Source organism: Pseudarthrobacter siccitolerans, from assembly GCF_030823375.1.
Classification (GTDB): domain Bacteria; phylum Actinomycetota; class Actinomycetes; order Actinomycetales; family Micrococcaceae; genus Arthrobacter; species Arthrobacter siccitolerans_A.
In genome coordinates, this window is record NZ_JAUSXB010000001.1 from 3,736,042 (window position 1) to 3,761,680 (window position 25,639).

General features: G+C 65.0%; 20 protein-coding genes and 3 pseudogenes. 15 read left to right on the forward strand and 8 right to left on the reverse strand.

What is annotated here, in order from left to right:
- The first annotated feature begins 31 nt into the window (after positions 1–31).
- Positions 32–907, forward strand: coding sequence for a sugar phosphate isomerase/epimerase family protein (locus tag QFZ36_RS17445; protein WP_306638247.1), 876 nt, complete (start codon positions 32–34; stop codon positions 905–907).
- Positions 904–2,343 (forward strand): sugar porter family MFS transporter, encoded by a 1,440-nt coding sequence (locus QFZ36_RS17450; RefSeq protein ID WP_306638249.1) that lies wholly within the window; start codon positions 904–906, stop codon positions 2,341–2,343. The genes QFZ36_RS17445 and QFZ36_RS17450 overlap by 4 nt, the downstream gene beginning before the upstream one ends.
- 77 nt (positions 2,344–2,420) lie before the next feature.
- On the opposite strand, the pseudogene QFZ36_RS17455 reads toward QFZ36_RS17450, so the two are convergent.
- A pseudogene (locus tag QFZ36_RS17455) lies at positions 2,421–2,585 on the reverse strand (MarR family transcriptional regulator); the annotation flags it as partial.
- Between QFZ36_RS17455 and QFZ36_RS17460 the strand changes: the two are divergent.
- Positions 2,568–2,867 (forward strand): annotated as a pseudogene (locus QFZ36_RS17460) (MFS transporter); the annotation flags it as partial. The pseudogenes QFZ36_RS17455 and QFZ36_RS17460 overlap by 18 nt on opposite strands.
- A 25-nt stretch (positions 2,868–2,892) precedes the next feature.
- On the opposite strand, the gene QFZ36_RS17465 reads toward QFZ36_RS17460, so the two are convergent.
- The 4 genes from QFZ36_RS17465 to QFZ36_RS17480 all read right to left on the reverse strand — a co-directional run bounded on the left by QFZ36_RS17465 (position 2,893) and on the right by QFZ36_RS17480 (position 6,694).
- Positions 2,893–3,873, reverse strand: coding sequence for a sugar phosphate isomerase/epimerase family protein (locus QFZ36_RS17465; protein ID WP_306639260.1), 981 nt, complete (start codon positions 3,871–3,873; stop codon positions 2,893–2,895).
- Positions 3,874–3,986: 113 nt separating this feature from the next.
- Positions 3,987–5,009: a LacI family DNA-binding transcriptional regulator gene (locus QFZ36_RS17470; RefSeq protein ID WP_306638251.1), complete on the reverse strand. Its 1,023-nt coding sequence runs from the start codon at positions 5,007–5,009 to the stop codon at positions 3,987–3,989.
- Positions 5,010–5,041: 32 nt separating this feature from the next.
- The gene (iolB, locus tag QFZ36_RS17475; RefSeq protein WP_306638253.1) at positions 5,042–5,935 is read right to left on the reverse strand and encodes a 5-deoxy-glucuronate isomerase; all 894 of its coding nucleotides are present in this window, start codon (positions 5,933–5,935) and stop codon (positions 5,042–5,044) included.
- An 18-nt stretch (positions 5,936–5,953) separates the two neighbouring features.
- Entirely contained in the window at positions 5,954–6,694 is a 741-nt protein-coding gene (locus QFZ36_RS17480) for a GntR family transcriptional regulator (RefSeq protein ID WP_306638255.1), read from the reverse strand.
- Positions 6,695–6,980: 286 nt separating this feature from the next.
- Between QFZ36_RS17480 and QFZ36_RS17485 the strand changes: the two genes are divergently transcribed.
- Together QFZ36_RS17485 and QFZ36_RS17490 are read left to right on the forward strand one after the other, a co-directional pair.
- Entirely contained in the window at positions 6,981–8,399 is a 1,419-nt protein-coding gene (locus QFZ36_RS17485; RefSeq protein ID WP_306638257.1) for a sugar porter family MFS transporter, read from the forward strand.
- Between the two features lie 125 nt (positions 8,400–8,524).
- Positions 8,525–9,658 carry an LOG family protein gene (locus tag QFZ36_RS17490; RefSeq protein WP_306638259.1) on the forward strand — a complete coding sequence of 378 codons (1,134 nt, stop codon included), beginning with the start codon at positions 8,525–8,527 and terminating at the stop codon, positions 9,656–9,658.
- Between the two features lie 38 nt (positions 9,659–9,696).
- Here the strand turns inward: QFZ36_RS17490 and QFZ36_RS17495 are convergent, their stop codons facing one another.
- Together QFZ36_RS17495 and QFZ36_RS17500 are read right to left on the reverse strand one after the other, a co-directional pair.
- A complete protein-coding gene (locus QFZ36_RS17495; RefSeq protein ID WP_306638263.1) occupies positions 9,697–10,611 on the reverse strand; it encodes a matrixin family metalloprotease in 915 nt (304 codons plus the stop codon).
- A gap of 116 nt (positions 10,612–10,727) precedes the next feature.
- The gene (locus QFZ36_RS17500; RefSeq protein WP_306638264.1) at positions 10,728–11,861 is read right to left on the reverse strand and encodes a VIT1/CCC1 transporter family protein; all 1,134 of its coding nucleotides are present in this window, start codon (positions 11,859–11,861) and stop codon (positions 10,728–10,730) included.
- Positions 11,862–12,115: 254 nt separating this feature from the next.
- On the opposite strand from QFZ36_RS17500, the gene QFZ36_RS17505 reads away from it, so the two are divergent.
- Entirely contained in the window at positions 12,116–12,355 is a 240-nt protein-coding gene (locus QFZ36_RS17505) for a hypothetical protein (RefSeq protein WP_306638266.1), read from the forward strand.
- Between the two features lie 124 nt (positions 12,356–12,479).
- Here QFZ36_RS17505 and QFZ36_RS17510 read toward each other — a convergent pair whose 3' ends face one another.
- Positions 12,480–14,000: a sodium:solute symporter gene (locus tag QFZ36_RS17510; RefSeq protein WP_306638268.1), complete on the reverse strand. Its 1,521-nt coding sequence runs from the start codon at positions 13,998–14,000 to the stop codon at positions 12,480–12,482.
- Between the two features lie 270 nt (positions 14,001–14,270).
- On the opposite strand from QFZ36_RS17510, the gene QFZ36_RS17515 reads away from it, so the two are divergent.
- From QFZ36_RS17515 to QFZ36_RS17555, 9 genes and pseudogenes are all read left to right on the forward strand, one after another.
- On the forward strand, positions 14,271–14,846 hold the full coding sequence (locus QFZ36_RS17515) for a cupin domain-containing protein (protein ID WP_306638270.1): 576 nt from the start codon (positions 14,271–14,273) through the stop codon (positions 14,844–14,846).
- Between the two features lie 372 nt (positions 14,847–15,218).
- A complete protein-coding gene (speB, locus tag QFZ36_RS17520) occupies positions 15,219–16,283 on the forward strand; it encodes an agmatinase (protein ID WP_306638272.1) in 1,065 nt (354 codons plus the stop codon).
- 5 nt (positions 16,284–16,288) lie between these two features.
- Complete coding sequence (locus tag QFZ36_RS17525; RefSeq protein WP_306638274.1) at positions 16,289–17,980, forward strand: thiamine pyrophosphate-binding protein; 1,692 nt, start codon at positions 16,289–16,291, stop codon at positions 17,978–17,980.
- A 152-nt stretch (positions 17,981–18,132) separates the two neighbouring features.
- Positions 18,133–18,630 carry a MarR family winged helix-turn-helix transcriptional regulator gene (locus QFZ36_RS17530; protein ID WP_306638276.1) on the forward strand — a complete coding sequence of 166 codons (498 nt, stop codon included), beginning with the start codon at positions 18,133–18,135 and terminating at the stop codon, positions 18,628–18,630.
- The gene (locus tag QFZ36_RS17535; protein ID WP_306638278.1) at positions 18,623–20,827 is read left to right on the forward strand and encodes an MDR family MFS transporter; all 2,205 of its coding nucleotides are present in this window, start codon (positions 18,623–18,625) and stop codon (positions 20,825–20,827) included. Before QFZ36_RS17530 ends, QFZ36_RS17535 begins: the two co-directional genes overlap by 8 nt.
- A gap of 171 nt (positions 20,828–20,998) precedes the next feature.
- Positions 20,999–22,732, forward strand: coding sequence for an ABC transporter ATP-binding protein (locus tag QFZ36_RS17540; RefSeq protein WP_306638280.1), 1,734 nt, complete (start codon positions 20,999–21,001; stop codon positions 22,730–22,732).
- A pseudogene (locus QFZ36_RS17545) lies at positions 22,729–24,802 on the forward strand (ABC transporter ATP-binding protein). Before QFZ36_RS17540 ends, QFZ36_RS17545 begins: the two are co-directional and overlap by 4 nt.
- Before the next feature lie 92 nt (positions 24,803–24,894).
- Positions 24,895–25,311: an acyl-CoA thioesterase gene (locus tag QFZ36_RS17550; RefSeq protein WP_306639261.1), complete on the forward strand. Its 417-nt coding sequence runs from the start codon at positions 24,895–24,897 to the stop codon at positions 25,309–25,311.
- A gap of 93 nt (positions 25,312–25,404) precedes the next feature.
- A complete protein-coding gene (locus QFZ36_RS17555) occupies positions 25,405–25,638 on the forward strand; it encodes a PLDc N-terminal domain-containing protein (protein ID WP_306638282.1) in 234 nt (77 codons plus the stop codon).
- Position 25,639 lies beyond the last annotated feature (1 nt).

Here is a 25,639-nt window from a genome sequence, read left to right on the forward strand (position 1 = left end):
TCCATAACTGATCCACAATGGAGTGTTTTTCGTGAAAATCGCCCTTGACCCCACCCCGTTCCACCACTCGCACAGCCTGCTGGAGTTCCCCAGGGTGGCGGCGGACCTCGGCTACAAGTACATGCAGATGACCCCGCACGCGGACTTTATCCCCTTCTACAACCACCCCAAAGCGGACGACGAACTGGTGGGCCAGCTCAGCAAGGCCTGCAAGGACGCCGGCATTGAAATCGCGTCCGTGCTTCCGGTGCTCCGCTGGTCTGGTCCGGACGAGGACGCGCGCGAGGCGGCGGTCCGCTACTGGAAGCGTGCCATCCAGATCACCGTGGACCTCGGAGTCGGGACCATGAACACTGAATTCTCCGGCCGGCCGGAGAAGGCGGAGGAGTCCGAGCGGGCCTTCTACCGCTCCATGGAGGAACTGCTTCCCATCATCGAACGGGAGGGCATCGACCTGTTGATCGACCCGCACCCGGACGACTTCGTGGAGGAAGGGCTGGCCGCGATCCGCGTCATCCGTGGCCTGAATTCGAAGAACGTGGGCATGGTGTATGTGGCCTCGCATAGCTTCCACATGAAGGATCCGGCGCTGGAGATCATGCGGGCGGCGGGGGACAGGCTGCGCCTGGTCCACGTTGCGGACACCATGGACCACCACGCCTCGCACGGGCTCCGCTACATCACCAACCCCCCGGGGAACCCGGTCCGGGTCCACCAGCACCTGAAAATCGGCGACGGCGACGTCAACTGGGATGAGTTCTTCGGCGGCCTGAAGGAGATCGGCTTCCTGGACCGGGACGACACCGTGATGGTGTCCAGCGTGTTTGCCGAGGACGATAACGCCGAAGACGTCTCCCGCTACCAGTTGGAGACGATGAAGCAGTACGTCCAAAAGGTGAGCGTATGAGTTCGCCGGCTTCCGCTGAACCAACCGCCAGGCCAGCCGCCAACCATCGGCGGGCCCTGCGGACCGCCACCATCATCTCCACGTTCGGCGGCCTGCTCTTCGGCTACGACACCGGCGTGATCAACGGCGCCTTGCCGTACATGCAGGAGGACCTGGGCCTGACACCGCTGACCGAGGGCCTGGTCACGTCCTCGCTCCTGTTCGGCGCCGCCTTCGGCGCGCTGTTCGGCGGCCGCCTGGCGGACCGCAACGGCCGTCGCAAGATGATCATGGTCCTCGCAGTCGTCTTCCTGGCGGGCACGCTGGCCTGCACCTTCGCACCGAGTACCGAGGTAATGATCGCGGCCCGTTTCGTGCTGGGACTCGCCGTCGGTGGTGCGTCCGTGACTGTTCCCGTGTACCTCGCGGAGGTGTCGCCGAGCGGGCGGCGCGGGCGGATCGTCACCCAGAACGAACTCATGATCGTCACCGGGCAGTTGCTGGCCTTCATCTTCAACGCCTACCTCGGCAACTCGTTCGGGGAGTCCCACGGCATCTGGCGCTGGATGCTGGTGATCGCCACACTGCCGGCCATCGCGCTGTGGATCGGGATGAACTTCATGCCGGAAAGCCCCCGCTGGCTCGCTTCTATCGGCAGCTTCGGCGAAACGCTCAGTGTGCTGCAGCGGATCCGGTCGCAGGAGGAGGCGCGCGCCGAGTTCGAAGAGGTCAAGGCGATGGCCGTTGAGGACTACAAGTCCAAGATGGGCTCGTGGAAAGACCTGGGCATTCCGTGGCTCCGCCGGATCTTCTTCGTGGGCCTGGGCCTGGCGGTGATCCAGCAGATCACGGGCGTGAACTCCATCATGTATTACGGAACCCAGATCCTGGCCCAGTCCGGCTTTGGCCGGGAGGCAGCCCTGACCGCCAACATCGCCAACGGTGCCATCTCCGTACTGGCCACGTTTGTGGGCATCTGGCTGTTGGGCAAGGTGGGGCGCCGCAGGATGCTGATTACCGGGCAGGCAGGTACCACGACGGCGCTGCTGCTGATTGGCCTGTTCTCACTGATCCTGCCGGAGGGATCCACCCGCGGCTTCGTTATCCTGTCATTGACGGTGACTTTCCTGGCCTTCCAGCAGGGCGCGATCTCGCCCGTGACATGGCTGATGCTCTCGGAAATCTTCCCGTTGAAGATGCGCGGCCTGGGTATGGGTGCTTCCGCTTTCCTGCTGTGGATCGTGAACTTCCTGGTGGGCTTTGGCTTCCCGCAACTGCTGGCGGCCATCGGGCTCTCCAACACGTTCTTCGTTTTTGCCGTGCTCGGGCTTGGAGCCATTGCCTTCGCCGCTAAGTATGTTCCGGAAACCAGGGACAAGAGCCTGGAGGACCTCGAACACTACTTCAAGAACGTGGCGGGAGAAAAATCCGAACCAGCCGAAAGCACAAGCCAGTAGCGGGGCGGGCCCCGCAATTTTCTTGTACAGATAATGCCCCTTGAGCGTCTCAAGGGGCATTATCTGTACCAAGAGCACTAGGCGCTTGCGTGCAGCTGCGGCAGGGCATCGACGAGCGGTGCCAGCTCAGGGATGTCAAGAGCCTCGCCCAGGGCGCCTTCCAAGGTTGCGTCGTGAACCGGCCGGGCTTCCTCCAGTAGCCTGCTTCCGCTGGCGGTCAACCCGGTGTAAGTTCCGCGGCGGTACCCGGCCTCCTGATGCGGGTCATGGAATACGCCAGCAGCGCGCCCACACTGGCGTCCGGTGCCAGCATCGGTGCTTTCAATGTAGGCAACGCCCTGGGTGCCTGGCTGGGCGGCGTCACCATTACCGCTCGCCTCAGCTACACCTCACCAATCTGGGCGGGTGCGGGCATCACCCTCCTGGGCCTCGTGGCTATGGCATTGGCAGCGGCAAAGGCGCGGCGGTCAGGCGTGATAGCTGGCCGGCCAGTCGGCGCTGCAGGTTCCCTGGCAAACCCGTAGCGCCGGAGGCTCTCCACGCGCCCCTCTAGAGTGCTGCCTTGAGGGTTGCGGCGGCGACCTGGAGACCCTCAAGGCGGCCCAGTTCCATATCTTCGTGTTCGATATTTACAGCCATACCCGGGTCTACGGCTGCGAGGGCGGCCAGGAAATTCCGCCAGAATTCGACGTCGTGTCCGCGCCCGACAGCCACGAAATCCCAGCTGGAGTTCTTTGGCCACTCATTGACGAAGTAGCGGCCGCCGATATTGAGGCGCTCCTCGCCGGGCGTCAGCCGGCGGAAGCGGTCGTCCAGGACGCCGTTAATCTTGCAGGCCTCATTGATCCGGGTGTCCTTGGCGGCCGCATGGTAAACGAGGGGGCCCAGGTGCTTGATGGCGGCAACCGGATCTATGCCCTGCCAGAACAGGTGGCTTGGGTCCATTTCAGCACCGACGTGGGTGGCTCCGGTTCGCTCAACGAGGCGGATCATCGTGGCCGGATTGAAGACAAGGTTCTGGGGATGCATCTCAATGGCCACCTTGACGTCATGGCTTGCAGCGCGTGCGTTGATGTCCTTCCAGTACTCAACGGCGATGTCCCACTGGTAGTCCAGGATGTCCAAGTAGGCGCTGTCCCAAGGATTCACGGCCCAGTTCGGGGCGGTTGCGCCAAGGTGACCGCCCGGGAGGCCTGACATGGCAACGATTCGCTTCACGCCGAGGCGGGCAGCGACTTCGATGGATCGTTGCAGGTCTGCGCTGTGCTTTTCGCGGACCTCAGTGTCCGGATGGAGCGGGTTGCCATTGACGTTCAGCCCGGTGAGGGTAATGCCCGCATCAGCGAAGGCCCCCAGGTAGTCCTCGACGGCGGCATCCGAAGTCAGGATGTCGGCGACAGGCAGATGTGGGGTGCCGATGAAGCCGCCGGCACTGATCTCCGCGCCGTCGAGCCCGAGATCCTTGATGGTCTTGAGGGCCTCAGGCAGCTCGTACTGGTGCAGGACGGCGGTGTAGACGCCTAGTTTGATGTTGTTTTCAGGCATGGGGGTGGCTGGGCTTTCTGGAGTGCGGGAGGGTGGTACCTCAGATTAGAGCGCTCTAATTCCAGGTGTCAATGGGCGGCGGCGGTTATCAGGTCCAGTTATTGCTTTTTGTCCGTGGCCGTCGACTTGCGGACCATCAGGGCCGGTGGGAGCTTGCGGGTTATGGTGGCCCCGCCAGGGTTGGCAATCCGGGCCAGAATGACTTCTGCGGCCGCGCGGCCGAGTTCCCCGGCATGTTGATCGATGGAGGTAAGCCCGATCAGCGGTGAAGCCGCCACCTCGATGTTGTCGCAGCCGACAACGGCCACGTCGTCCGGAACGGCCACTCCGTGGGCGTGCAACGCCTCCATGACACCAATTGCGGTGAGGTCATTGTGGGTGAAGATTGCTGTGGGGAGCGCACTGCCGCTGGCCAGGAAATTCTCCATCACCTGCCGTCCGCCGCGCTCGGTCATGTCACTGTGGACCAGCATCGGCTCCAGGCCGAACTGCTCCATAGCGTGAAGGTAGCCTTCCCTTCGGGCTGTGTAGGGGAGCCAGTCGGAGATGTCCACGTGGGCGATGCGCCGGTGCCCCAATTCGTAGAGGTGCTGCACGGCCAGTACTCCGGACTGGAAGTCGTCGGTGAGGACGGAATCGACGCCATCGGCTTCTAACTCCCGGGTGATGACGACCGCGGGCGTCCCCCGCAGGGCAGCCGCCAATTCACCGGACGTGCCGGTGTAGCCCGCCAGCAGCACACCGTCGGCCCGCAGGTCCACGAAGGACCGGACCGCTTCAAGTTCCGTCCCAGGATCAGCGGAGCCGACCGCGACCATCAGCTGGTTGCCGCTGCCCGCCAGTCCTTCGGTGATGCCGTCATAAATGTCGGCGAAGACGGAGTTGTGCAGGTCAAGGAAGAGAACGCCCAGCGTCTTGGTGCGGTGGCTGGCCAGGCGGCTGGCCAACCGGTTGGGCGAATAGCCCAGCGCGGCGGCGGCTTCCAGGACGGCCGCGCGCTTGGCGGGCGAAACCTTGGGCGACTCGCGCATGACCAGCGACACAAGTGCCCGGCTTACGCCTGCTTCACGGGCTACGTCCTCCATGGTGACGGAACGGTTGGCGACGGGACTCTGCTTCACAGGAGTCCACTATGCCATCGGCGGAAGCGGGGTTACGCCCGGAACGGCAGCCTTGGGTCGATGTCCTGGCCGTCCCAGCTCTGGCGCACCCAGCCGTGGTGGGGGTCATCGCTGATAAGCCATTCGCGGACGGGGCCAGGGCCGGCCATCACGTTGAGGTAGTAGAGGTCGTAGCCCGGGGCAGCCATGGCGGGGCCGTGCCAGCCGTAGGGAACCAGGACGACGTCGCCGGTGCGGACCTCGGCGGACACGTCGATCGGGCGCTCGTCGGAGGCATAGACGCGCTGGTAGCCGATGGCGTCGGCGTCGGCTGGGGCGGGGGAGCCGGATGCCACCTGGGTTTCGAAGTAGTAGATCTCCTCGAGGTGGGTCTCGCCGTCTTTCTCTTCGTCGTGTTTGTGCGGGGGGTAGGAGGACCAGTTGCCGGCGGGGGTGAGGACTTCGCAGACGATGAACCGGTCGGCTTCCAGAGCGGCGGGAGTGCCGAAGTTGTGGACCTGGCGGGAGCAGTTCCCCGCTCCCCGCAGCTCCACGGGCGTTTCGGCGGCGGTTACCAGGCGGGTCGGGTAGGAGGCATTGGCGGGGGCCGTGGCAACAGCAACCCGGCCGCCGTCGGCAGAGCTGATGGTTACGGCACGGCCGGTTCCCGAGTAGAGGACGTCGCTGGGGCCTTGGAACACCGAGGCGCGGCCCTTCAGTGGGTAGCCGGTTCCGTCCACCGTCACGGTGAAGGATCCGTTGAGCGGCACCACGATGCGTTCCTCATCGGCGGCGGGAAGGACGATGTCGGCCCCTGCGGCGAGCGTGGCCACCTTCAGTCCGGTGTGTACCCACCCCTCCACGGTGAGGGAGGAATCGGAGGTTCCGATCGAGACGTCCCATTTGCCGTCGGTGGCGGTTCCCAGCGGGTAGACCCAGTTGGTCATAAGCTTTCGCTCCTTGCGTTAGCGCTGTACGAGTGTCATTTCAAAGCTGTAGGAGTCCGCACGGTAGACGTGGTGGCCCGTTTCCACGCGCCGGCCGGTATCGTCCACGGCCGTACGCTCCATGGTGACCAGGGCAGACCCTTCGCCGGCGTCCAGCATGGACGCCTGGTATTCGTTGGCCGTCATGGCACCGATGCGCTGGGTAGCGAGCCGGAAGTTGACGCCACCGCGCCGCAGGATCGAATACAGGCCTTCGGCGGCCAGCATGGCTTCATCCATGGCCGCGATGTCATCACGCACCCAGTTCTCCATGAGTGCCAGCGGCTTGCCGCCCACCTTCCGCAGCCGCGTGAAGTGGTAAACCTTCGATCCGGCCGGTAATTGAAGGGTGGCCAGGGTTGCCTCGTCCGCCTCCACATGGGCGAAGCTCAAAACGTCCGTGGTGGGCTTTTTGCCGTTATTGGTGAGGTCGTCATAGAGGCTGGAAAGCTCCAGCGGGCGGCGCACCTGGCTGGAGACCACCTGCGTGCCCACCCCGCGTTTGCGGACAAGCAGTCCCGACCGGACCAGCTCGTCCATGGCCTTGCGCATGGTGGGGCGGGACAGGTTCAGCTGGGCGGCGAGGTCGATCTCGTTGTCCAGCCGGCTGCCCGGTTCCAGCACTCCGCTGTGGATCGCCGCTTCGATACCCTGCACCACCTGGTGGTAGAGGGGAACCGGGGAGGATCGGTCAATGCTGAGACCCAGGTTGTTCGCCACGTTTCGTTCCTGTTCCAGGCTGCAGCTTCGGCCCGCCTCGTGAGGCACGAACAGCAGCTTTGCCACTATATGTTCTCTTGATAGGACATACCTTCGTATCGATCGTAGCAGGCGGGCAGGGTAGGTCAAGGTTCCTTCTTCGGCCTCGGGTGGGCAGGGCTGGCCAATTCAATGTGCTGACATTAAGACTTTTGCTTGACGACGAGTATTAGAGCGCTCTAAAGTCAGTGGCACGCATCACATTCTGATCGGGTCGTTCCGGTCCCAACGAATCTGAGAGGCAACAATGCTGTTGCAAAAACCATCCCCGAGCGCCGCCGGCAGCCAACGCCGCGGCTACCTTGCCCGGCTGACCGTCATCTCCACCTTGGGCGGCCTGCTCTTCGGGTACGACACCGGCGTGATTTCCGGCGCCCTGCTGTACATGAACGATTCCCTGAACATGAACGCCGTCGAGGAAGCAACAGTAGTCAGCGCGCTGCTGTTTCCCGGTGCCGCAATGGGCGCGCTGACGGGCGGCCGCATGGCGGACAAGCTGGGACGCCGCGGCTCCCTGCTGGTCTGCTCGCTGCTGTTCCTCTTCGGCGCCATTGGCTGCGCCATTGCCCCCAACGTTTCCTTCATGATCGGCGCGCGGATTCTACTGGGCCTGGGCGTTGGCGCTGCCGCCGTCACCTGCCCGCTGTATCTGGCGGAGATGGCGCCGGCCCACCTCCGGGGCCGCATGGTGACCATCAACGAGCTCATGATCGTTACCGGCCAGATGCTGGCCTTCGCCATTAATGCCCTGCTGGACGCCCTGATCCACGACACCGAGGTCTGGCGCACCATGCTGGCAATCGCTTCGCTTCCTGCCCTCGCGTTGCTCGCCGGCATGTTGCTGCTGCCGGAGTCTCCGCGCTGGTACGCCGTCCGGGGCCGGCTGGATGACACCCGCCGCGTCCTGAACCTGAGCCGCAGTCCCGAAGAGGCAGCCACTGAATTCGAAGAAATCGCCCAAGCTGCCGTGACGGCCAAGGAGGAACGCGGCCACGCCTGGCGGGATCTCCGCGACAACCCGTGGATGCGCCGGCTCCTCTGGATTGGCATCGGCCTTGCCACAGTACAGCAGGCAACAGGCATCAACACCGTGAACTACTACGCGCCCACCATCCTGGAAAAGAGCGGGCTGGGAGTGAGCGCCTCGCTGGTTGCCACCATCGGGGTGGGCGTCACCTCAGTGCTGATGACCATCCTCGGCATCTGGCTGCTGGGCTTCATCGGCCGCCGCAAGATGCTGATCATCGGTTTCTCCGGCGTGGTCGGCTCGCAGGCCCTGCTGGCAGTTGTCTTCCTGCTGCCCCAGTCCGACCTGGCCAGTTACACGATCCTCGCCGCCATGATGCTCTTCGTCGCCTTCGTCCAGTGCTTTATCGGCACCTGCGTCTGGCTGCTCCTTTCGGAGATGTTCCCGCTGGCCATTCGCGGTTTCGCCATGGGAATCGCAGTGTTCGCACTCTGGACGGTCAACGCCGCCATCTCCTTCCTGTTCCCGATCGTGGTCGAGGCACTGGGGTCCACCGGTACGTTCGGACTGTTCGTCCTGGTCAATGTTGCGTCCCTGGCCTTCGTCATCAAGTGCGTACCGGAAACCAAGGGCCGGTCGCTGGAACAGCTTGAGGCGCACTTCCGTGGCGGTGAAGTCCCCGCCCGGCTGCCGGCCTAGCCAGCGTTTCCCTGAGCAGCGCGGGGTGAGACACGGCCCTGTCCGGGACTCCGGATGGGCCGTGTCTGACCCCGCGCTGCTTGGTTCCCCTACGCTGGGTGGATGAGCACCATGAAGGCGCGGCCGTGAATCTCTCCGGAAAACTGGGGCCCGGCCCGCGCATCCTCGATGTGGAGGACCTGGCCAGCTTCGACCGGCTGGTCAGCGCCGGAGCCGAGCAGATGGACGGCTGGCATGCCCAGTCGCTGGACCTCCGCGGGCGGTCTGCCGCGCTGAGCCAAATCCGCGTTGAGGGTGCCATCTTCCTGGGCTGCACTTTTGACGAAGGGATGGAGGACGCGCTCCGCCGCCGGGGCGCACTCATTTTTCCGCGCCTCGAGGGCGTGCCCTTCAACCCCTACCGGGCCGGGCTGTACTCGCCCCAGGAACTGTATGCGGGACTCGCGGACTCGCCGTATGAGGAACTGCCGGACGCGCGGATCTACCAGTGGAGCATCCAGCCCGGGCTGCGGCACCGGCTGGACGCCACCCTGGCCTCGGCGCTTCACGACCACGCCATCGGCGATGCTTTGGAGGAGCTTCACGGCTCGGACGCCCGGCTGGGCAGGAAAATGGTGGGCGTGATGGGCGGGCACGCCGCCCAGCGGGGGAGCGCCGACTACGCCCAGGCGGCACTGCTGGGCAGGCTGCTGGCGCGGGACGGCCACGCGGTGGCCACAGGCGGCGGGCCCGGCGCCATGGAGGCTGCCAACCTTGGCGCCTACCTCAGCCAGGCCGACGACGGCGCGCTGCAGGGCGCGCTGGAGATGCTCGCCTCCGTCCCGGGCTTTCGTCCCTCGGTGTCCGCGTGGGCGCGCGCGGCGGCTGCCGTCGTCGAACGCTATCCCCGCGGAACGCAGTCGCTGGGGATCCCCACCTGGTTCTACGGCCACGAGCCGCCCAACTACTTCGCCACGCACATCGCCAAGTACTTCGCCAACGCCATCCGGGAAGCCATCCTGCTGGAGCTCTGCCATGGCGGCATTGTGTTCCTGCCCGGGGCGGCCGGAACCGTCCAGGAGATCTTCCAGGATGCGTGCGAGAACTACTATGCTCCGGACGCGAAAGTTACCCCGATGGTGCTGGTGGGCAAGAATCACTGGGAGCATCAATACCCGGCCTGGCCCATGCTCCGCAGCCTGGCGGCGGGACGGTCCATGGAAGGCCGGATCTTCCTCGTTGACTCAGTGGAGGACGCAGCGGCAGTCCTGCGCGGCTGACCTCACCGGCCGGCCGCACGCAGCCGGTCCGGAACGGGTTACAGGTCCTTGCGGCACTGCGCCTTGCTCAGCTCGTACAGCCCGTTGAGGTCCCCGGCGGACAGCCCCTCGGGAGTGCCAATCTCCGGATACATCAGCTGGGTGGGATCCTCCACGTGGTCCAGCCCCATCACGTGGCTGAGCTCGTGCAGGATCACGGCGGTGGCGTAGAGGTGGCCGTCGGGGTTCATGAGTTCATCGGCGATCTGCGGCGCGTCCAGGTCAAGGCCGCCGGACACAAAGGTTTGGGGACCGCCGTCGTAGCTGTAATGTGTGCTGCCGCCCGTGCCGATCACCTTGCCCTTGAGTTGCGGTGCAACCTCCGGGGTTGTCCACGCGATGAGCAGCGGCGCCCAGCGTTCGCCGTAGGCTTCAGGCTGGTACGAGGGCCGCTGCGGTGAAGGCTGTTCCCTCGTGGTGCCGTCGTACACAAAGGGGATGCCGGTGGCAGCCGAAATAGTGGTGATCGCATCGGAGACCAGTTGCTGCGCGCCGGCCGGGGCCAGGTCATCGTTGACCACATAGTGCAGCGGCCGGCAGGGGGAGTAGCCCACGGGACTGCCGTCGCCGTTGACAGCGAGGAACTTGTAGGAGTCGCTCCCTACCGCCGGCGGCTCAGGCTCGCCCAAGGGCGTTTCCGCTTCTTCGAATCCCACCGGTGGAGCTCCGGTCCGTGCCTCGGCCGGTGCATGCGATACAGCGTCGCCGGTTGAGTGTGCCCGTGGCCCCTCCTGTTGCCCGCCCGGGCCGAGGCGGATATCAAGGAGATCCCTGAACCGGGGATTGTCCAGCACCAGTGCGGCGCCGAAGAGCACGGCCGAGAAGACGGCCCCCGTGAGCACGAACCCCAGGGCGCCCCGGGTACTTCCGGTGCTTGCCCGTCGTCCGGCATGGCGCGGCGGCTCGCCCTCCATGACTGCACCCCCATTTTGTCCCTGTGATCCACTGCTGGCAGTGAATCCTGCTGCTAATGGAGCCTACTGCCAAAGGCTGCTGTGTTAACCAACCGGTGTGCTGACCAACGGGTGTGCTAACCAACAACAGTGCCGAAGACGAGCCCCAGCAGGTAGGTGACCGCAGCGGCGCCCAGCCCGATCGCGAGCTGGCGCAGGCCGCGGGTCAGGGGTGATGTTCCGGAGAGCAGGCCGACAATGCCGCCGGTGGCCAGCAGGGCCACGCCCACGAGCACGCCCGCCACTACGAGCGCGGGTACTCCGGTCAGCCCGAACAGGAACGGCAGGATGGGCACGATGGCGCCGGAGGCAAAGAAGCAGAAGCTGGACAGGGCCGCGCCCCAGGCCGTGCCCACGGCCTCGTGCTGGTCCTCGTCGTCTGGGAGCTCCGGATGAAGGGAAAGGCTCGGATCGCAGTCGCAGGACAGCAGTCCCATGCGTTCGGCCACCCGGTGCTGCGCCGCTTCCTGGGACATGCCCCTGGCCAGGTAAACGAGCAGCAGTTCGTTATGCTCGAGATCCAGCTTTGGGGCCGCAGCCAGGGTGACTTGGGTGGGGCGGGTGGCTGCGAGGAGCTCGCGCTGGGAGCGGACGGAGATGAACTCACCGGCACCCATGGACATCGCCCCGGCCAGCAGCCCGGCAATGCCGCTGAGCAGCACCACACTGCTGGCCACACCGGACGCCGCCATACCCATCACCAGGGAGAGGTTGCTGACCAGGCCGTCGTTCGCGCCGAAGACGGCGGCGCGGAACGTGCCTGCCAGGCGGTTGCGGCCGCGCGTGGCAAGCCCGCGGACCACTTCCTCGTGAATCTGCTCGTCCGCAGCCATCGCCTCGGTGGCGTTGGGGTCCTTGGCGTAGGGGGAGCGGCCTTCGGCGCGCTGGGCCAGGGCGAGGACGAAGACCGAACCGAAGTGCCGGGCCAGGAAACCCAGCAGCTGGCTGCGGAGGGAGGCCGGACGCGGTTTGCCTGCGTGCTCACCAAGAAGGCGGAGCCAGTGTTCCTCGTGCCGGCCCTCTGCTTCTGCGAGTGCAAGCAGGATGTCCCGCTCTTCGCCCTGCCGGTTTTGCGCGAGGTCCCTGTAGACAGCGGCCTCGGCGCGTTCGTCGGCCAGGTACTGGCGCCAGCGGCGGATATCCGACGGCGTGGGCTGGGCCTCATCCAGGGCTGGGGTGTGGTGATGGCTGGGATGGGCGTGCTGAGACACGAAAACTCCTGGGCTGGACGGGCATGATGCGGCCCCATTGCCAAGCCAGCTTACCGCGGAATTCCGCGGTTTTTCGGCTGGCTTCCCTTACTCCGGAGTTTCGGTAACCCTCAAAATCCAGCTGAATTTGGGGGCTGCTGCAGCTGGCCGCCCACCCTTGACCGGGGCATCCTGCAGTGCTGTGATGAAAGTGTGGCGCCCGCCAGCGCCCACAGGAAAGAGCACGTCACCGGCGAACAAACGGAGGTTGCACAATGAACACCACCGGACAGCACCCGGACATGCCCCACCTTGATTCCGTAGAGGCCGATCCTGCCTACGATTACGCCGAAGACATACCCGTCAGCGAAGAGGACTGGGACACCGAGGATGAATTCCTGGACGCGGAAGAGCCTGTGGTCCAGTCGCCCCCGGTAGTGATTGATGCCGAGGACCGGGTGGTCCCGCTGGACCCTGACGAGGTCCGCGAACCTGAACAGAACGGCACCGAGTAGAACAGCCTAAAAAGATAGGGCGGCACCGGGCAGAACGCCACTGAGCCAGACGGACGACGACGGCACCTTCCTTCGCTGGGAAGCGAAAGGAGGTGCCGCCGTCGTGAGTTTCCTTGAAGCTGCCCTAGGCGGCGGGGACTGCTTCCGGGGAAGCCTCCGGTGCTTCCTGACCGGAGACGCGGCGCTGCCAGTTCCGCATTACCTCGGGATCGGTGGGCTTCGTCAGCAGGGAAACTGCCACGTAGACCACGGCCGAGGCGAGCAGGCCGTAGTAGATGGGCTCGTTGGCGTAGATGCCGTCCAGGGGCGCTTTGGCGTTGATTTCCAGGATGATCATGGTGCCCAGCGTCACCACGGAACCCACAGCCATGGAAGCTGCGGCCGCGGCGCCCGTGCCGCGCTTCCACACCAGGCCGCCGAGGATGGCCACGAGGAGTCCGCCCACCAGGATGTCGTAGGCGATGGTCAGGGCCGCGACCACGTCCTTGGTGATGATGGCGATGACAATGGCAATGATGCCCAGGACCAGGACCCAGATGCGGTTGGCTTTGACGTCATGCTCGGGGTTGTCGCTGTCCTCCGTGTTGATGTCCTTGCCGAACCAGCTGGCCACGAACGGCAGGACGTCGGCCCGGGCCACCGTTGCGGCGGCGATCAGCGCGCCCGAGGCGGTGGACATCATTGCGGCCACTGCTGCCGCGAGCACCAGTCCGCCGATGCCCAGGGGCAGCAGGTTCTGGGCCACCTCGGCGTAGACGTCGTCCTTGGCGGCGATCTTGATATCGGACAGGGCCACGCTCGCGGCCATGCCGATCAGGGCGCCGGCAACACCGTAGAGGATGCAGTAGATGCCGGCAGTGGCGCCGCCCCACCGGGCCACCGCGGGAGTCTTGGCCGTGAAGACCCGCTGCCAGATGTCCTGGCCGATAAGCAGGCCCAGGGTGTACACCACGAAGTAGGTGATGATGGTCTGCAGGCCGATCCCGTCGATCTGGAAGAAGCTCTCATCCACGCGACTGCGGATGCCGTCGAAGCCGCCCGCGGCGTTCAGGGTGAAGGGGAGCATCAGGAAGAAGATGCCCACGGTCTTGATGACGAACTGCACCTGGTCCGCCAGGGTGATGGACCACATGCCGCCGACGGTTGAGTAAACCAGCACGATTGCGCCGCCGACTGCGATGGCGATCGCCCGGTCCCAGCCGAACAGCACCACGAAAATGGTGGCGTACGCGCCGGTGGACGTGGCGCACAGCATGAGCGTATAAGCGAGCATCACAATCCCCGACGCCTCCGTGGCCCTGCTGCCGTAACGCAGGGTGAGCATTTGCGAGACGGTATAGATCTTCAGCTTCTGGATGGTTCCGGCGAAGAGCAGGCTCAGCAGCAGGACGCCCGAGCCGATGGCCACCACCAGCCACATGCCGGAGATGCCGAACTTGTAGCCGAGGCCAACCCCGCCAACGGTGGAGGCTCCGCCGAGGACGACGGCGGCCATGGTGCCGGTGTAGAGGAAGGGGCCGAGGCGGCGGCCGGCTACCAGGAAGTCACTGTTGTTCCGGGTGCGGGACTTGCCCCACCAGCCGAAGGCCAGCATTGCGAGAAGGTACACCACCACAATGGCGATGTTGATGACACTTGCATCCACGTTGGACTCCTTGGAGCTGTGTGGCAGCCGGGGTGGCATCCGGGATGACGGGAATCCGGAAACCGCTGCGCAGGGTGGGGTGAGAGTGGGTTCTCGATTATTGCCTGATAGGCAACAGATGTTTTCCAAAGAGTAGGCTGTGACCGTGGTAACAGTCAAGGGGAAACCGGTGCCGGAAACCACGCCCGCCATGGACGCGTCACAGAAGCGGCTGGCCATTAGTATTGCTCCAGAGTCGGGGCCGGGCTGCCGGCCATGAAAGGTACGCAGATGAAGGCACTGCCAGTTGAGCCAAGCAACGTGCCCGTTGCCATCGGTTCCAGGATCCGGGCCGCACGGCAGTCCCAGAGGCTAACCATCGAGCAGGTTGCTGATGCCACAGGGCTCACCAAGGGCTTCCTCAGCCGGGTGGAACGCGACCTGACGTCGCCGTCGGTCGCGTCGCTAGTGACGCTGTGCCAGGTCCTGTCGATTTCCATCGGAGACCTGTTTGCCGCGCCGGAAACCCACCTCACCAAGCGTAACGACGGGCCGCGGATCTCCCTCGGCGGGCAGGGCATTGTCGAGCGGTTGCTCACAGCCCGTTCAGAGCGGCGGATCCAGATCATCCAGGCCTGCATCGAGCCGCACGGCCGCGGCGAGTCTGAGCTCTACGCCGTGGACTGCGACGTTGACGTGCTCCATGTGATCAAGGGCAATATCCGGCTGATCCTCACAAATGAGCAGTACGACCTCAGCGCCGGGGACACCGTCACCTTCCCTGGCCGCGAGCCGCACACCTGGGTCAACCCCACAGACAAACCCGTCGAGGTTCTCTGGGTCCTGGTCCCCGCCGCCAGCCGGTGATGTGCGCCTCTGTGCGTTCCTCCCCGGTTCGTGCGGCCACCCTGGTTCGCTCTGCCCGAAACTGCGCTCCGCCGCCGTTATCCCGCACGGACCATGACGGCGTACCCCTTGACGGTTGATGTGTTGTTCCGGTCCCTGTCCCTGAGCGGTTCGCCCGTTTCCAGTGGGACGCGAATCCGTCAATCTCAAGAATGAGGTGGACCCGGGCGGCGGCAGGCCGCCCAAACCGTGCAGTACGACGTCCTCCAGCACACCGTTAAGACCCTTAGCCAGGGCACAGGCATCTTTAGTAAACATGTGGTGCACATATGAAAACAAGCTGTATGATGGCAGTCACATCAGTCCCTCAACTCCTCGAAGGAGAGGCCTCCATTGGAAGAGCTGCGCATCGAAGCCAACGGCAACCTTGGCCCCATCGATTCATCCCGTATTCCCCGCTACGCCGGGGCTGCCACCTACGCGCGCCTTCCGCGCCTTGACCAGGTGGATAAGGCTGACGTCACCGTGGTGGGCGTGCCCTTCGACTCCGGCGTCTCCTACCGGCCGGGGGCCCGCTTTGGCGCAAACCACGTCCGCGAAGCCAGCCGCCTGCTGCGCCCCTACAATCCCGCATGGGACGTCAGCCCGTTCGAAAACATCCAGGTGGCCGACGCCGGGGACATGGCGGTCAACCCGTTCAATATCAACGAAGCCATCGAAACCATCCAGCAGAACGCCCTGGACTTGACGGCGGCGGGCAGCAAGCTGGTGACCCTCGGCGGTGACCACACCATCGCCTTGCCCCTGCTCCGGGCTGCCGCCGAGCGTGCCGGCGAACCGGTCGCCATGCTCCACTTCGACGCGCACTTGGACACCTGGGACACCTACTTCGGCGCCGAGTACACCCACGGCACCCCGTTCCGCCGCGCCGTCGAGGAAGGCATCCTCGATACCGAAGCCATCAGCCATATCGGTACCCGCGGCCCGCTGTACGGCAAAAAGGATCTCGACGACGATCACCGCTTCGGGTTCGGTATCGTTACCTCGGCGGACGTCTACTACCAGGGCGTCCTGGAAACCGTGGCCAAGGTCCGTGACCGGATCGGCAATCGTCCCCTGTATATCTCGGTGGACATCGACGTCCTGGACCCGGCCCACGCTCCCGGTACCGGAACCCCGGAAGCCGGTGGCATCACCAGCCGCGAACTGCTCGAAATCATCCGGGGCTTCCGCGGCATGAACCTGGTGGGCGCCGACATCGTGGAGGTCGCCCCCGCCTACGACCATGCTGAAATCACCGGCGTCGCTGCCAGCCACGTCGCCTACGAACTGGTGACCCTGATGGCCGACAATGCCGTACCTGGTGACCGCTTCGGCGCCGAAACCGGCTACGCCGCCCAGGCCCTCGGCCATGAGGCCCGCCGCCCGGCAGGCTTCGCGGCTGCCGGCAAGGAGTAGCCAGGGTGATCGATTTCGATCCGGGGACCGCAGCCCCCACAAAAGGAACAGGCGCCCGCAACGGCGGGGACCTCGTCGTCGAGACCCTCGAAGCCCTGGGCGCCAAGACCGTCTTTGGCATTCCCGGGCAGCACGCGCTGGGACTTTTCGACGCGATGGGCCGGGGCAACCTGCAGTTCGTCTCCTCCCGGGTGGAGAACAATTCCGCCTTCGCCGCGGACGGCTACTCACGCGCCACCGGAGAGGTGGGCGTCCTGTTCCTCTCCACCGGTCCCGGGGCCCTGACGTCCCTGGCCGGGCTGCAGGAAGCCTACGCCACCGGCGTGCCGATGGTGGTGGTGGCCAGCCAGATCCCGCTGGATGGCCTCGGCGCCCGGCGCAAGGGAATGCTGCACCAGCTCGATGACCAAAAGGCGTCGGCCGCCAACGTCACCAAGAGCCAGCGGCTGATCCAGCATGCGTCCGGCATTCCGTCTGCCATCCAGGACGCCTGGACCGAAGCGATCTCCTCGCCCCAGGGGCCGGTGTGGATCGAAATTCCGCAGAACGTCCTGCTCGATCCGATCATGGTTCCGCCGGTGGAGGATGCGGTCGCGGAAGCGGCGGACAACCCGCCGCGCGTTGAGCTGGTCCGCGAAGCGGTGAAATGGCTGCAGGCGGCCGAGCGGCCGGCGATCATCGCCGGCGGCGGAACCCGCCGGGGCAGGGCGGAGAAGTCCCTGCTGTCCATTGCGGAGAAGCTTCGCGCCCCGGTCATCTGCACACCGGGCGGCAATGGCGCCTTTCCGTGGAGCCACGAGCTGTCGCTGCAGTCCTGGATCGAGGACCGCCACATGACCGATGTGCTGGAGGATGCCGACGTCCTGGTGGTCATCGGTTCATCCTTGGGCGAGGTCACCTCCAACTACTTCACCTTCGAACCGCGCGGGCGCATCATTCAGATTGACGCCGAGCCCCGGGTGCTGGAATCCAACCGGCCCGGGTTGGGCATCCGCGCCGACGCCGGGCAGGCCCTGGCAGCCCTGGACCAAGCCCTGGAGCCTTCACATCCCGGGCCCAACTGGCACGGAGTGTCCCCGGAGCACCTGGTGCAGGAATCGCTGGCCAAGGTCCGGGCACGCCTGGAATCACAGGACCTGGCCAAAGAACTGAAGTTCATGGCAGATATCCGCGAAGCGGTGCCGGCGGACATGCAGACCTTCTGGGACATGACAATCTCCGCCTACTGGGGCTGGAGCTGCTGGGACGCCCGCGAGGGGCAGTTCCATTCGGCACAGGGTGCCGGCGGCCTCGGCTACGGCTTCCCGGCAGCGATCGGCGCGGCAGTAGGTCTGGAAACCCTGGGCAAGCCCGGCCGGGTGCTCGCCGTCTCCGGCGACGGCTCGTCGATGTACTCCATCTCCGAACTTGCCACCGCCAGGCAGCACAACGTGCCGGTCACCTGGCTCATTGTGGACGACGGCGGCTACGGCATCCTGCGCGAATACATGGTGGGCGCCTTCGGCAAGGCGACTGCCACCGAGCTGGCACGGCCCGGCTTCGTCAAGCTTGCCGAAGCCTTCGGTGTGCCGGCCACAAAAGTGGCGCCCGAGGACGTGGGGGAGGCGCTCAAGGCGGGATTCGCCGCCGACGGGCCCAACGTCGTCGTGGTGGAAACGCTCCTGAAAATGTTCGCGCCCACGCACCTGCCTGAATAAAGTACGACCTTAACTCAATATCGAAGAAGGGTCCCGGCTCCCACTGTGGAGCAGGGACCCTTCGGCGTTCCCGCTTCCCCTCCTTTAGTTTCCCAAAGCAACCAAGTTAAGATATAGTTGCTTCAGGCAAACAAGTAAGGAGTGCCGAAGCAATGGCAGTAGCACCGGATACAGCAGCGGACCTTGTCTACCAAATCTTCGATCTCCAGCGCGCAGTGCGGTGCATCTCCAGCGCCAGCATGCGCGGGCAGGACACCGGAGTGGCCCTTCAAGGGGTGCTGCGATTCGTGGGGGAGGGGGAAACCCGTGCCACCCGGCTTGCTGAGCGGCTGGGAGTCAGCGCGCCCGTCCTCAGCCGCCACATCGCGGACCTGGAGGAGCATGGCCTGGTGGTCCGCCGGCAGGATCCCGACGACGGGCGGGCCCAGCTGGTTGCCCTCACGCCGTTGGGAGCCGAAAAACTCCGCAACATCGAGGAGCAGCGGACCGCGGTCCTGCAGGACTACTTGCGGGACTGGAGCGAGGAGGACGCCGGAGACACGGCGAAATCCCTCCGCAGGCTCATCGAATCACTCAAGAAATCAGCCCGGGCAACGGCGGCCGGCGCCACCAATGAAGTCAAAACCTTGGAGGAGTCCCTTAATGGCTAACGTCACCGCCACCGCGCCGCACGAGCGCGGTCGAGCCGGGAAGCAGGAATCGCGGCAGTCCAAACGCCACGAACCCGGCGCCCCGATGAACCACCGGCAGATCATGGAGGCCCTGACCGGGCTGCTGGCTGCCTTCTTCACCGCGATCCTCAGCAGCACCATCGTGGCGAACGCCCTGCCCACCATCATGTCCGAGCTCAAGGGCACCCAGACGGACTTCGCCTGGGTCATCACGGCGGCGCTCCTCGCGAACGCAGCAACCACGCCCATCTGGGGCAAGCTCGCCGACCTCTTCGACAAGAAGCTCCTGGTCCAGCTCAGCATCGTGATCTTTGTGGCCGGCTCCGTTATGGCAGGTTTGTCTGAGAACATCCCGTTCCTGCTGACTGCCCGCGTGATCCAGGGCATTGCGATGGGCGGACTTACCGCCCTTGCCCAGGCCATCATCGGCTCCATCATTCCGCCCCGCGAACGCGGCAAGTACTCCGGCTACATGGGTGCGGTTATGGCGGTTGGCACCGCTGGCGGCCCGCTGCTGGGCGGCTTCATCGTGGACAGCGCCCTGGGCTGGCGCTGGACGTTCTTCGTCTGCGTCCCGCTCGCCGTCGTGGCCCTGATCCTGCTCCAGGTCACGCTGAAGGTGCCGCACATCAAGCGCCCGGCCAAGATCGACTGGGTTGGAGCCGTCCTGCTGACCAGCGGCGTGAGCCTGCTCCTGGTCTGGGTTTCCTTCGCCGGTAAGGCCGACTACTACGACTGGTGGTCCTGGCAGTCCGCAGTGATGGTGGGCGGCGGCGTCCTCCTGCTCGCGCTGCTGGTACTGGTTGAATCCAAGGTCTCCCAGCCGATCATTCCGCTGAAGATCATCTCCGAGCGCACCACGGCCCTGGCCATCGTCGCTTCCGTAGCCGTCGGCGTAGCCATGTTCGGGTCCTCCACCTTCCTGGGCCAGTACTACCAGGTGGCCCGCGGCGCCACGCCCACCGAAGCCGGGCTGCTGACCCTCCCCATGATCGCCGGCAACCTGGTCGGCTCGGTGGTATCCGGCCAGCTCATCAGCCGCTACGGCAAGTGGAAGCGCTTCCTGATCGGCGGCACCGTCCTGCTGATCGGCGGCCTGGCGCTCGCCGGGACCATGGACCACACCACTGAACTCTGGCTGACCGGCCTTTACACCGCGATCTTCGGCATCGGCCTTGGCATGCTGATGCAGAACCTGGTCCTGGCCGTACAGAACACTGTCCAGGCTTCAGACATCGGTTCCGCCAGTGCCTCCGTTGCCTTCTTCCGCTCCGTCGGCGGCGCCATCGGCGTGTCCGTCCTCGGTGCCGTCATGGCCAACCACGTCAAGGACCTGGCCACCGACGGCCTCACCAAGCTGGGCATCCAGGCCTCCGGGAACAGCGGTGCCACGCTGGACCTGAAGGACCTGCCCGCCCCGGTGGCCGACGTCATGCGCGCCGCCTACGGTGACGCCACCGCCGGAATCTTTATGATCTCCGCCGCGGTGAGCGTGGTCGCCCTGCTCGCCGTCCTGTTCATCAAGGAAAAGCCGCTGCGCCGGACCGTGGACCTGACCCCCGAAGCCAATCTGCAGGCGAACGCTGCTGGCGAAGCTGGCATGACCGCCATGACCGGGCAGCTGCCTTTGGTATCGGCTGCCGTGTCCGGCAGGGGCGCAGGTCCGGTTGCCGGCAACGGTGCAGGGAGTGCTGGCAGCAAGACGTACGACGACGGCACCTCCAGTGTGCCGGCGGCAGGTTTCACAATGCTCGCCACGGACGATCTTGAAGAGGCCTTTGCCCTCAGCCTGCGAGCGGACCCGGTCCGGGGCAGTGGGGCCGGACGCGTCGAATCGCCTTCAGCGGACGGTGCCGGCGGAGCCGGGGGCTTTGCTGCCAGGGCCGCAGCCACTGCCGCCGCTGCAACGGCTGCGGCGACCGCCGCCGAAACAGTGCAGAAGCTCCAGGACACCCAGCACCTGCTGGCCCGGCAGCAGGTGGAGCTGGGGAAGCTGGTGCTGGACATCCAGGAACAGCTGCGGTCCCAGCGCGAGGTCGCAGCCCAGCAGGCCGCGACGGCAGCTGAGCTCAGCCGGCTGAAGCGCAGGCTCCTTAAGGAACGGAAGTCCCAAGCCGCCGCCGCGCTCTACATCGCCAGCCACGGCAAGCACAGCGCCACAGCACCCCAGGACTAAGGGCGGCAGGGACTAAACGCCGCAGGACTAAGGGTTACTTAAACCGCCGTCGGGCCGGAACAACCGTGCCCGGCGGCGGTTTGCGTTGCCCGGAGCCGAATTAATCAATTCCACAGGAAAATGTGCTTCCCGGTCGGCGCGTTGTCGGTGGCCAACACTAGAGTTGGAACCATGCTCCTCACCCTCATCCGGCGCTATTCAAAACCGTATGCGCCGTACATTCTGGCTGTCATTTTCTTCCAGCTGGCCTCCACCATCGCAGCCCTTTACCTTCCCAGCCTGAACGCCCGGATCATCGACGAGGGCGTATCCCGCGGGGATACCGACTTCATCTGGCGCACGGGTGCTGTGATGCTGCTGGTGGCTTTTGTCCAGGTGGGTACGGCGATTGCCGGCGTCTACTTCGGCTCCAAGGCTGCGATGGCGCTCGGCAGGGACCTGCGGCGGGCGGTATTCCGCAAAGTCACCAGCTTCTCGGCCAAGGACGTCAACGCGTTTGGTGCCCCCACGCTGATCACCCGCGGCACCAACGACGTCCAGCAGGTGCAGATGCTCATGCTGATGGGACTGAACTTCATGGTGGCCACGCCCATCATGTGCGTCGGCGGCATCATCATGGCGTTGCGCGAGGACATCAACCTGTCATGGCTTGTGTGGGTTTCGGTGCCTCTCCTGACGGTTGTGGTGGGATACCTCGTGGTCCGGCTCATGCCGCTGTTCCGGTCCATGCAGAAAAAGATCGACCGGATCAACGGGGTGCTGCGCGAGCAGATTATCGGTATCCGGGTGGTGCGGGCCTTCGTCCGCGAACCCTACGAAACCGAACGGTTCGGCGGGGCCAACAAGGAGCTGACGGATGTCTCGCTGAAGATCGGCTCCCTGTTTGTGCTGATGTTCCCCGCCATCAGCATGATCCTGCACCTTTCCACCGCCGCGGTTTTGTGGTTCGGCGGCCAGCGTGTGGACTCGGGAGACATGCAGGTGGGCGCCCTCACGGCGTTCCTTCAATACCTGCTGCAGATCCTGGTGGCAGTCATGATGGGCACCTTTATGGCCATGATGATTCCCCGGGCGTCCGTGTGCGCGGACCGCATCGGCGAGGTGCTCGACGTCGAACCCTCCATCCATGACCCCGAGCGGCCCGAAGCCCCTGCGTCGCTCAAAGGTGTCGTCGAATACCGGAATGTCACCTTTAACTACCCGGGCGCCGAAGCGCCGGTGCTGAGCAACGTCAGCTTCACCGCCCGCCCGGGGCAGACCATCGCCATCATCGGTTCCACGGGTGCCGGCAAAACGTCCTTGCTGTCGCTCCTGCCGCGCCTGTACGACACCGCTGAAGGGGAGGTGCTGCTGGACGGTGTGCCCGTCAGCAGGCTGGACCGTGCCGAGATCACCAGGCGGGTGGCACTGGTGCCCCAGCGGCCCTACCTCTTCTCCGGGACCATCGAGCACAACCTGCGCTTCGGGAAGACCGAGGCAACGGACCAGGAACTCTGGAACGCCCTTGAGGTGGCGCAGGGAGCCGACTTTGTCCGGGAGAAGAAGAACGGGCTGGACTCCCGCATCTCGCAGGGCGGCACCAACGTTTCCGGCGGGCAGAGGCAGCGCCTCTGCATCGCGCGGGCCCTGGTGACCAAACCGCGGGTCTACCTCTTTGACGACTCCTTCTCCGCCCTGGACGTCGCCACGGACGCCCGGCTCCGGGCGGCACTCAAGCACACCACCGCCGATGCCACCGTCATCATTGTGGCCCAGCGGATTTCCACCATCACAGAAGCGGACCAGATCCTGGTGCTGGACAACGGCCGGATCGTGGACCGTGGAACACACGAGGAACTCTTGGAAACCTCGCCCACCTACCAGGAAATTGTTGAATCCCAGCTGAGCGTGGAGGAAATGGCATGAGCGCCCGCAAGAAGGACGCCGCCGAGGCGAAAGGTACAGCCGCTGAGGAGCAGCCCAACGCCGGATCAACGGAAGACGTGCTGGAGGACGAGGAGTTCTTCGAGGAGGAGTTCAAGCCCTCTGAAGCCGACGGCGACATGTTTGGCGGCATGCCGGCCAAAAAAGCCGAACACTTCTGGCCTTCCGCCAAGCGGCTGATCGGGCTGCTGAAGCCCGAGGCGCTGGGGATCTACGTCGTGGTGGGCCTGGTGCTCATCTCCGTGGTCCTGAACGTCATTGCTCCCAGGATCCTGGGCCAGGCCATGGACGTAATCTTCGCCGGGGTGGTGGGCAAGCAGCTTCCCGCCGGGGCGGGCAAGGAACAGTTTGTGGACGGCCTGCGCAAGCAAGGCCAGGACAACTTCGCGGACATGGTGTCCCGGATGGAGCTGGTGCCGGGCACCGGGATCAACTTCCAGAAGCTCACGGTCCTCATTTCCATCGTGCTGCTGATGTACTTCGTGGCGAACATCTTCCTGTGGCTGCAAGGCTACGTCCTGAACCGCATCGTAATGAAGGTGATCCGCCGGCTCCGGGACGATACCGAAAAGAAGCTGAACCGGCTGCCCCTGAACTACTTCGACACCCGTCAGCGCGGGGACGTCCTGTCCCGGGTCACCAACGATGTTGACAATGTCCAGCAGGCCCTCCAGCAGGCGTTCGCGCAGCTGATCAACTCGCTTCTGACAGTCATCGGCATTGTGGTCATGATGTTCATCGTTTCCTGGCAGCTGGCCCTGATCGCCCTGATCGCGCTGCCGCTGTCCGGCGTGGCAGCGGGCATGATTGGCGCGCGCAGCCAGAAGCTTTTCGCCGCCCAGTGGAAGAACACGGGCTCCCTTAACGGGCAGATCGAGGAATCCTTCTCCGGGCACGACCTCGTGCGGGTCTTCGGCCGGGACGCCGACATGCTGGAACGGTTCGAGGAACGCAACGAGGCTCTCTACAAGGCCAGCTTCGGGGCCCAGTTCGTCTCCGGCATCATCTTCCCGGTGATGCAGTTCGTGTCCTACCTCAGCTACGTGGGCATCGCCGTGGTGGGCGGGCTCCGGGTCGCTTCCGGCTCCATGTCCCTGGGCGACGCGACGGCGTTCATCCAGTACTCCCGGGAGTTCACCCAGCCGCTGGGCCAGATGGCGGGCATGGCCAACATGCTCCAGTCCGGCGTCGCGTCCTCCGAGCGCGTGTTCGAGTTCCTGGACGCCGATGAACAGGACGTTGAGACGGCCACCGAGCACCTTCCGGCGAAGACCGACGGGCACGTGGACTTCAAGGACGTCACCTTCAGCTACACGGAGGACAAGAAGCTGATCGAGAACCTGTCCTTCACCGCCGAGCCGGGAAACACGGTGGCCATCGTAGGGCCCACCGGCGCAGGCAAGACCACCCTGGTCAACCTGGTGATGCGTTTCTACGAGCTCAACTCCGGGTCCATCACCCTGGACGGGGTGGAGATCACCCACCTGAGCCGGTCCGAACTCCGCTCCAAGGTGGGCATGGTGCTGCAGGACGCCTGGCTGTTCGGGGGGTCGATCTACGACAACATCCGGTACGGCAACCTCGACGCCACTGAGGAACAGGTGATGGCCGCGGCCAAGGCCACGTTCGTGGACCGGTTCGTCCGTGCCCTGCCGGAGGGCTACGACACGGTGATCGACGAGGAAGGCAACAACGTCAGTGCCGGCGGAAAAACAGCTCATCACCATCGCCCGCGCGTTCGTGGCCAACCCGTCCCTGCTGATCCTCGATGAAGCCACCAGCTCCGTTGACACCCGCACTGAGCTGTTGGTCCAGAAGGCCATGGCCGCACTGCGGACAGACCGCACCAGCTTCGTGATCGCCCACCGGCTCTCCACCATCCGCGACGCCGACACCATCCTGGTGATGGAAAACGGCAGAATCGTGGAGCAGGGCAACCACAAAGTCCTCCTCGCCGCGCAAGGCGCCTACTACCGGCTGTACATGTCCCAGTTCGCTGGCGCGGACGCCGGGGAAGCGTCGGTGGATGACTCGACGGCGGTGCACAGCTGAGCGCGCACGAGGCCCCGGTGCAGGAGGACGCCGCAGCGCAGTTGGGGCCCCAGCACGCAGTCGGCGGCAGCCGGATCGAGGTGCTGGTCCCCATGCGCTGGGGCGACATGGACGCCTACGGACACATCAACAACGTCCAGATCGTGCGGATGCTGGAGGAAGCCCGGATCGCGGCCTTCGGGACGCCGCGCGGTGCGGGCCTGCCCGGCGTGGAACCGCACGTCTCCCTGTTCAATGACGTCCCCGAGGGCACTATGGCGCTGGTAGTGGACCACAAAATCCGCTACGTCAGGACGTTGGAGTACCGGAACGTTCCGGCCGTGGTGCAGGTGTGGATCGGCGCGGTGAAAGGCGCCAGTTTCGATATCCACTACGTGCTCCAGGACCCCGTGACACGGGAAGACTGCGTGAAGGCCAGCAGCCACCTTGCTTTTGTGGACGAAGCCACGGGGCGGGTGCAGCGCCTTACGGCCGAACAGAAGGAACGGATGGCCCCGTTCACGATTTGAGCACACGCCCGCAGCCGGCGCCCGGCAGAAATGCGTTGCACAGGAAAGCCCAGCATCGGAAACTGATAACCCCCGACGAAGGAGCAGATCATCATGGCTAAGAAAAAGACCTGGAAGGAAATGTCCCCCACCGCGAAGGCGGGCATCATTCTGACGGGGATCGTCAACCTGTCCCTGCTCGTGGCAGCGCAGCGGGACATCTCAAGGCGCCCCGCGGCAATGATCAATGGTCCCAAGGCGGCCTGGCGGGCGGCGTCCTTCATCAACTTCATCGGCCCGGTGGGCTACTTCACCTTCGGCCGGAAGAGGCCAACACCGGTGATGTAGC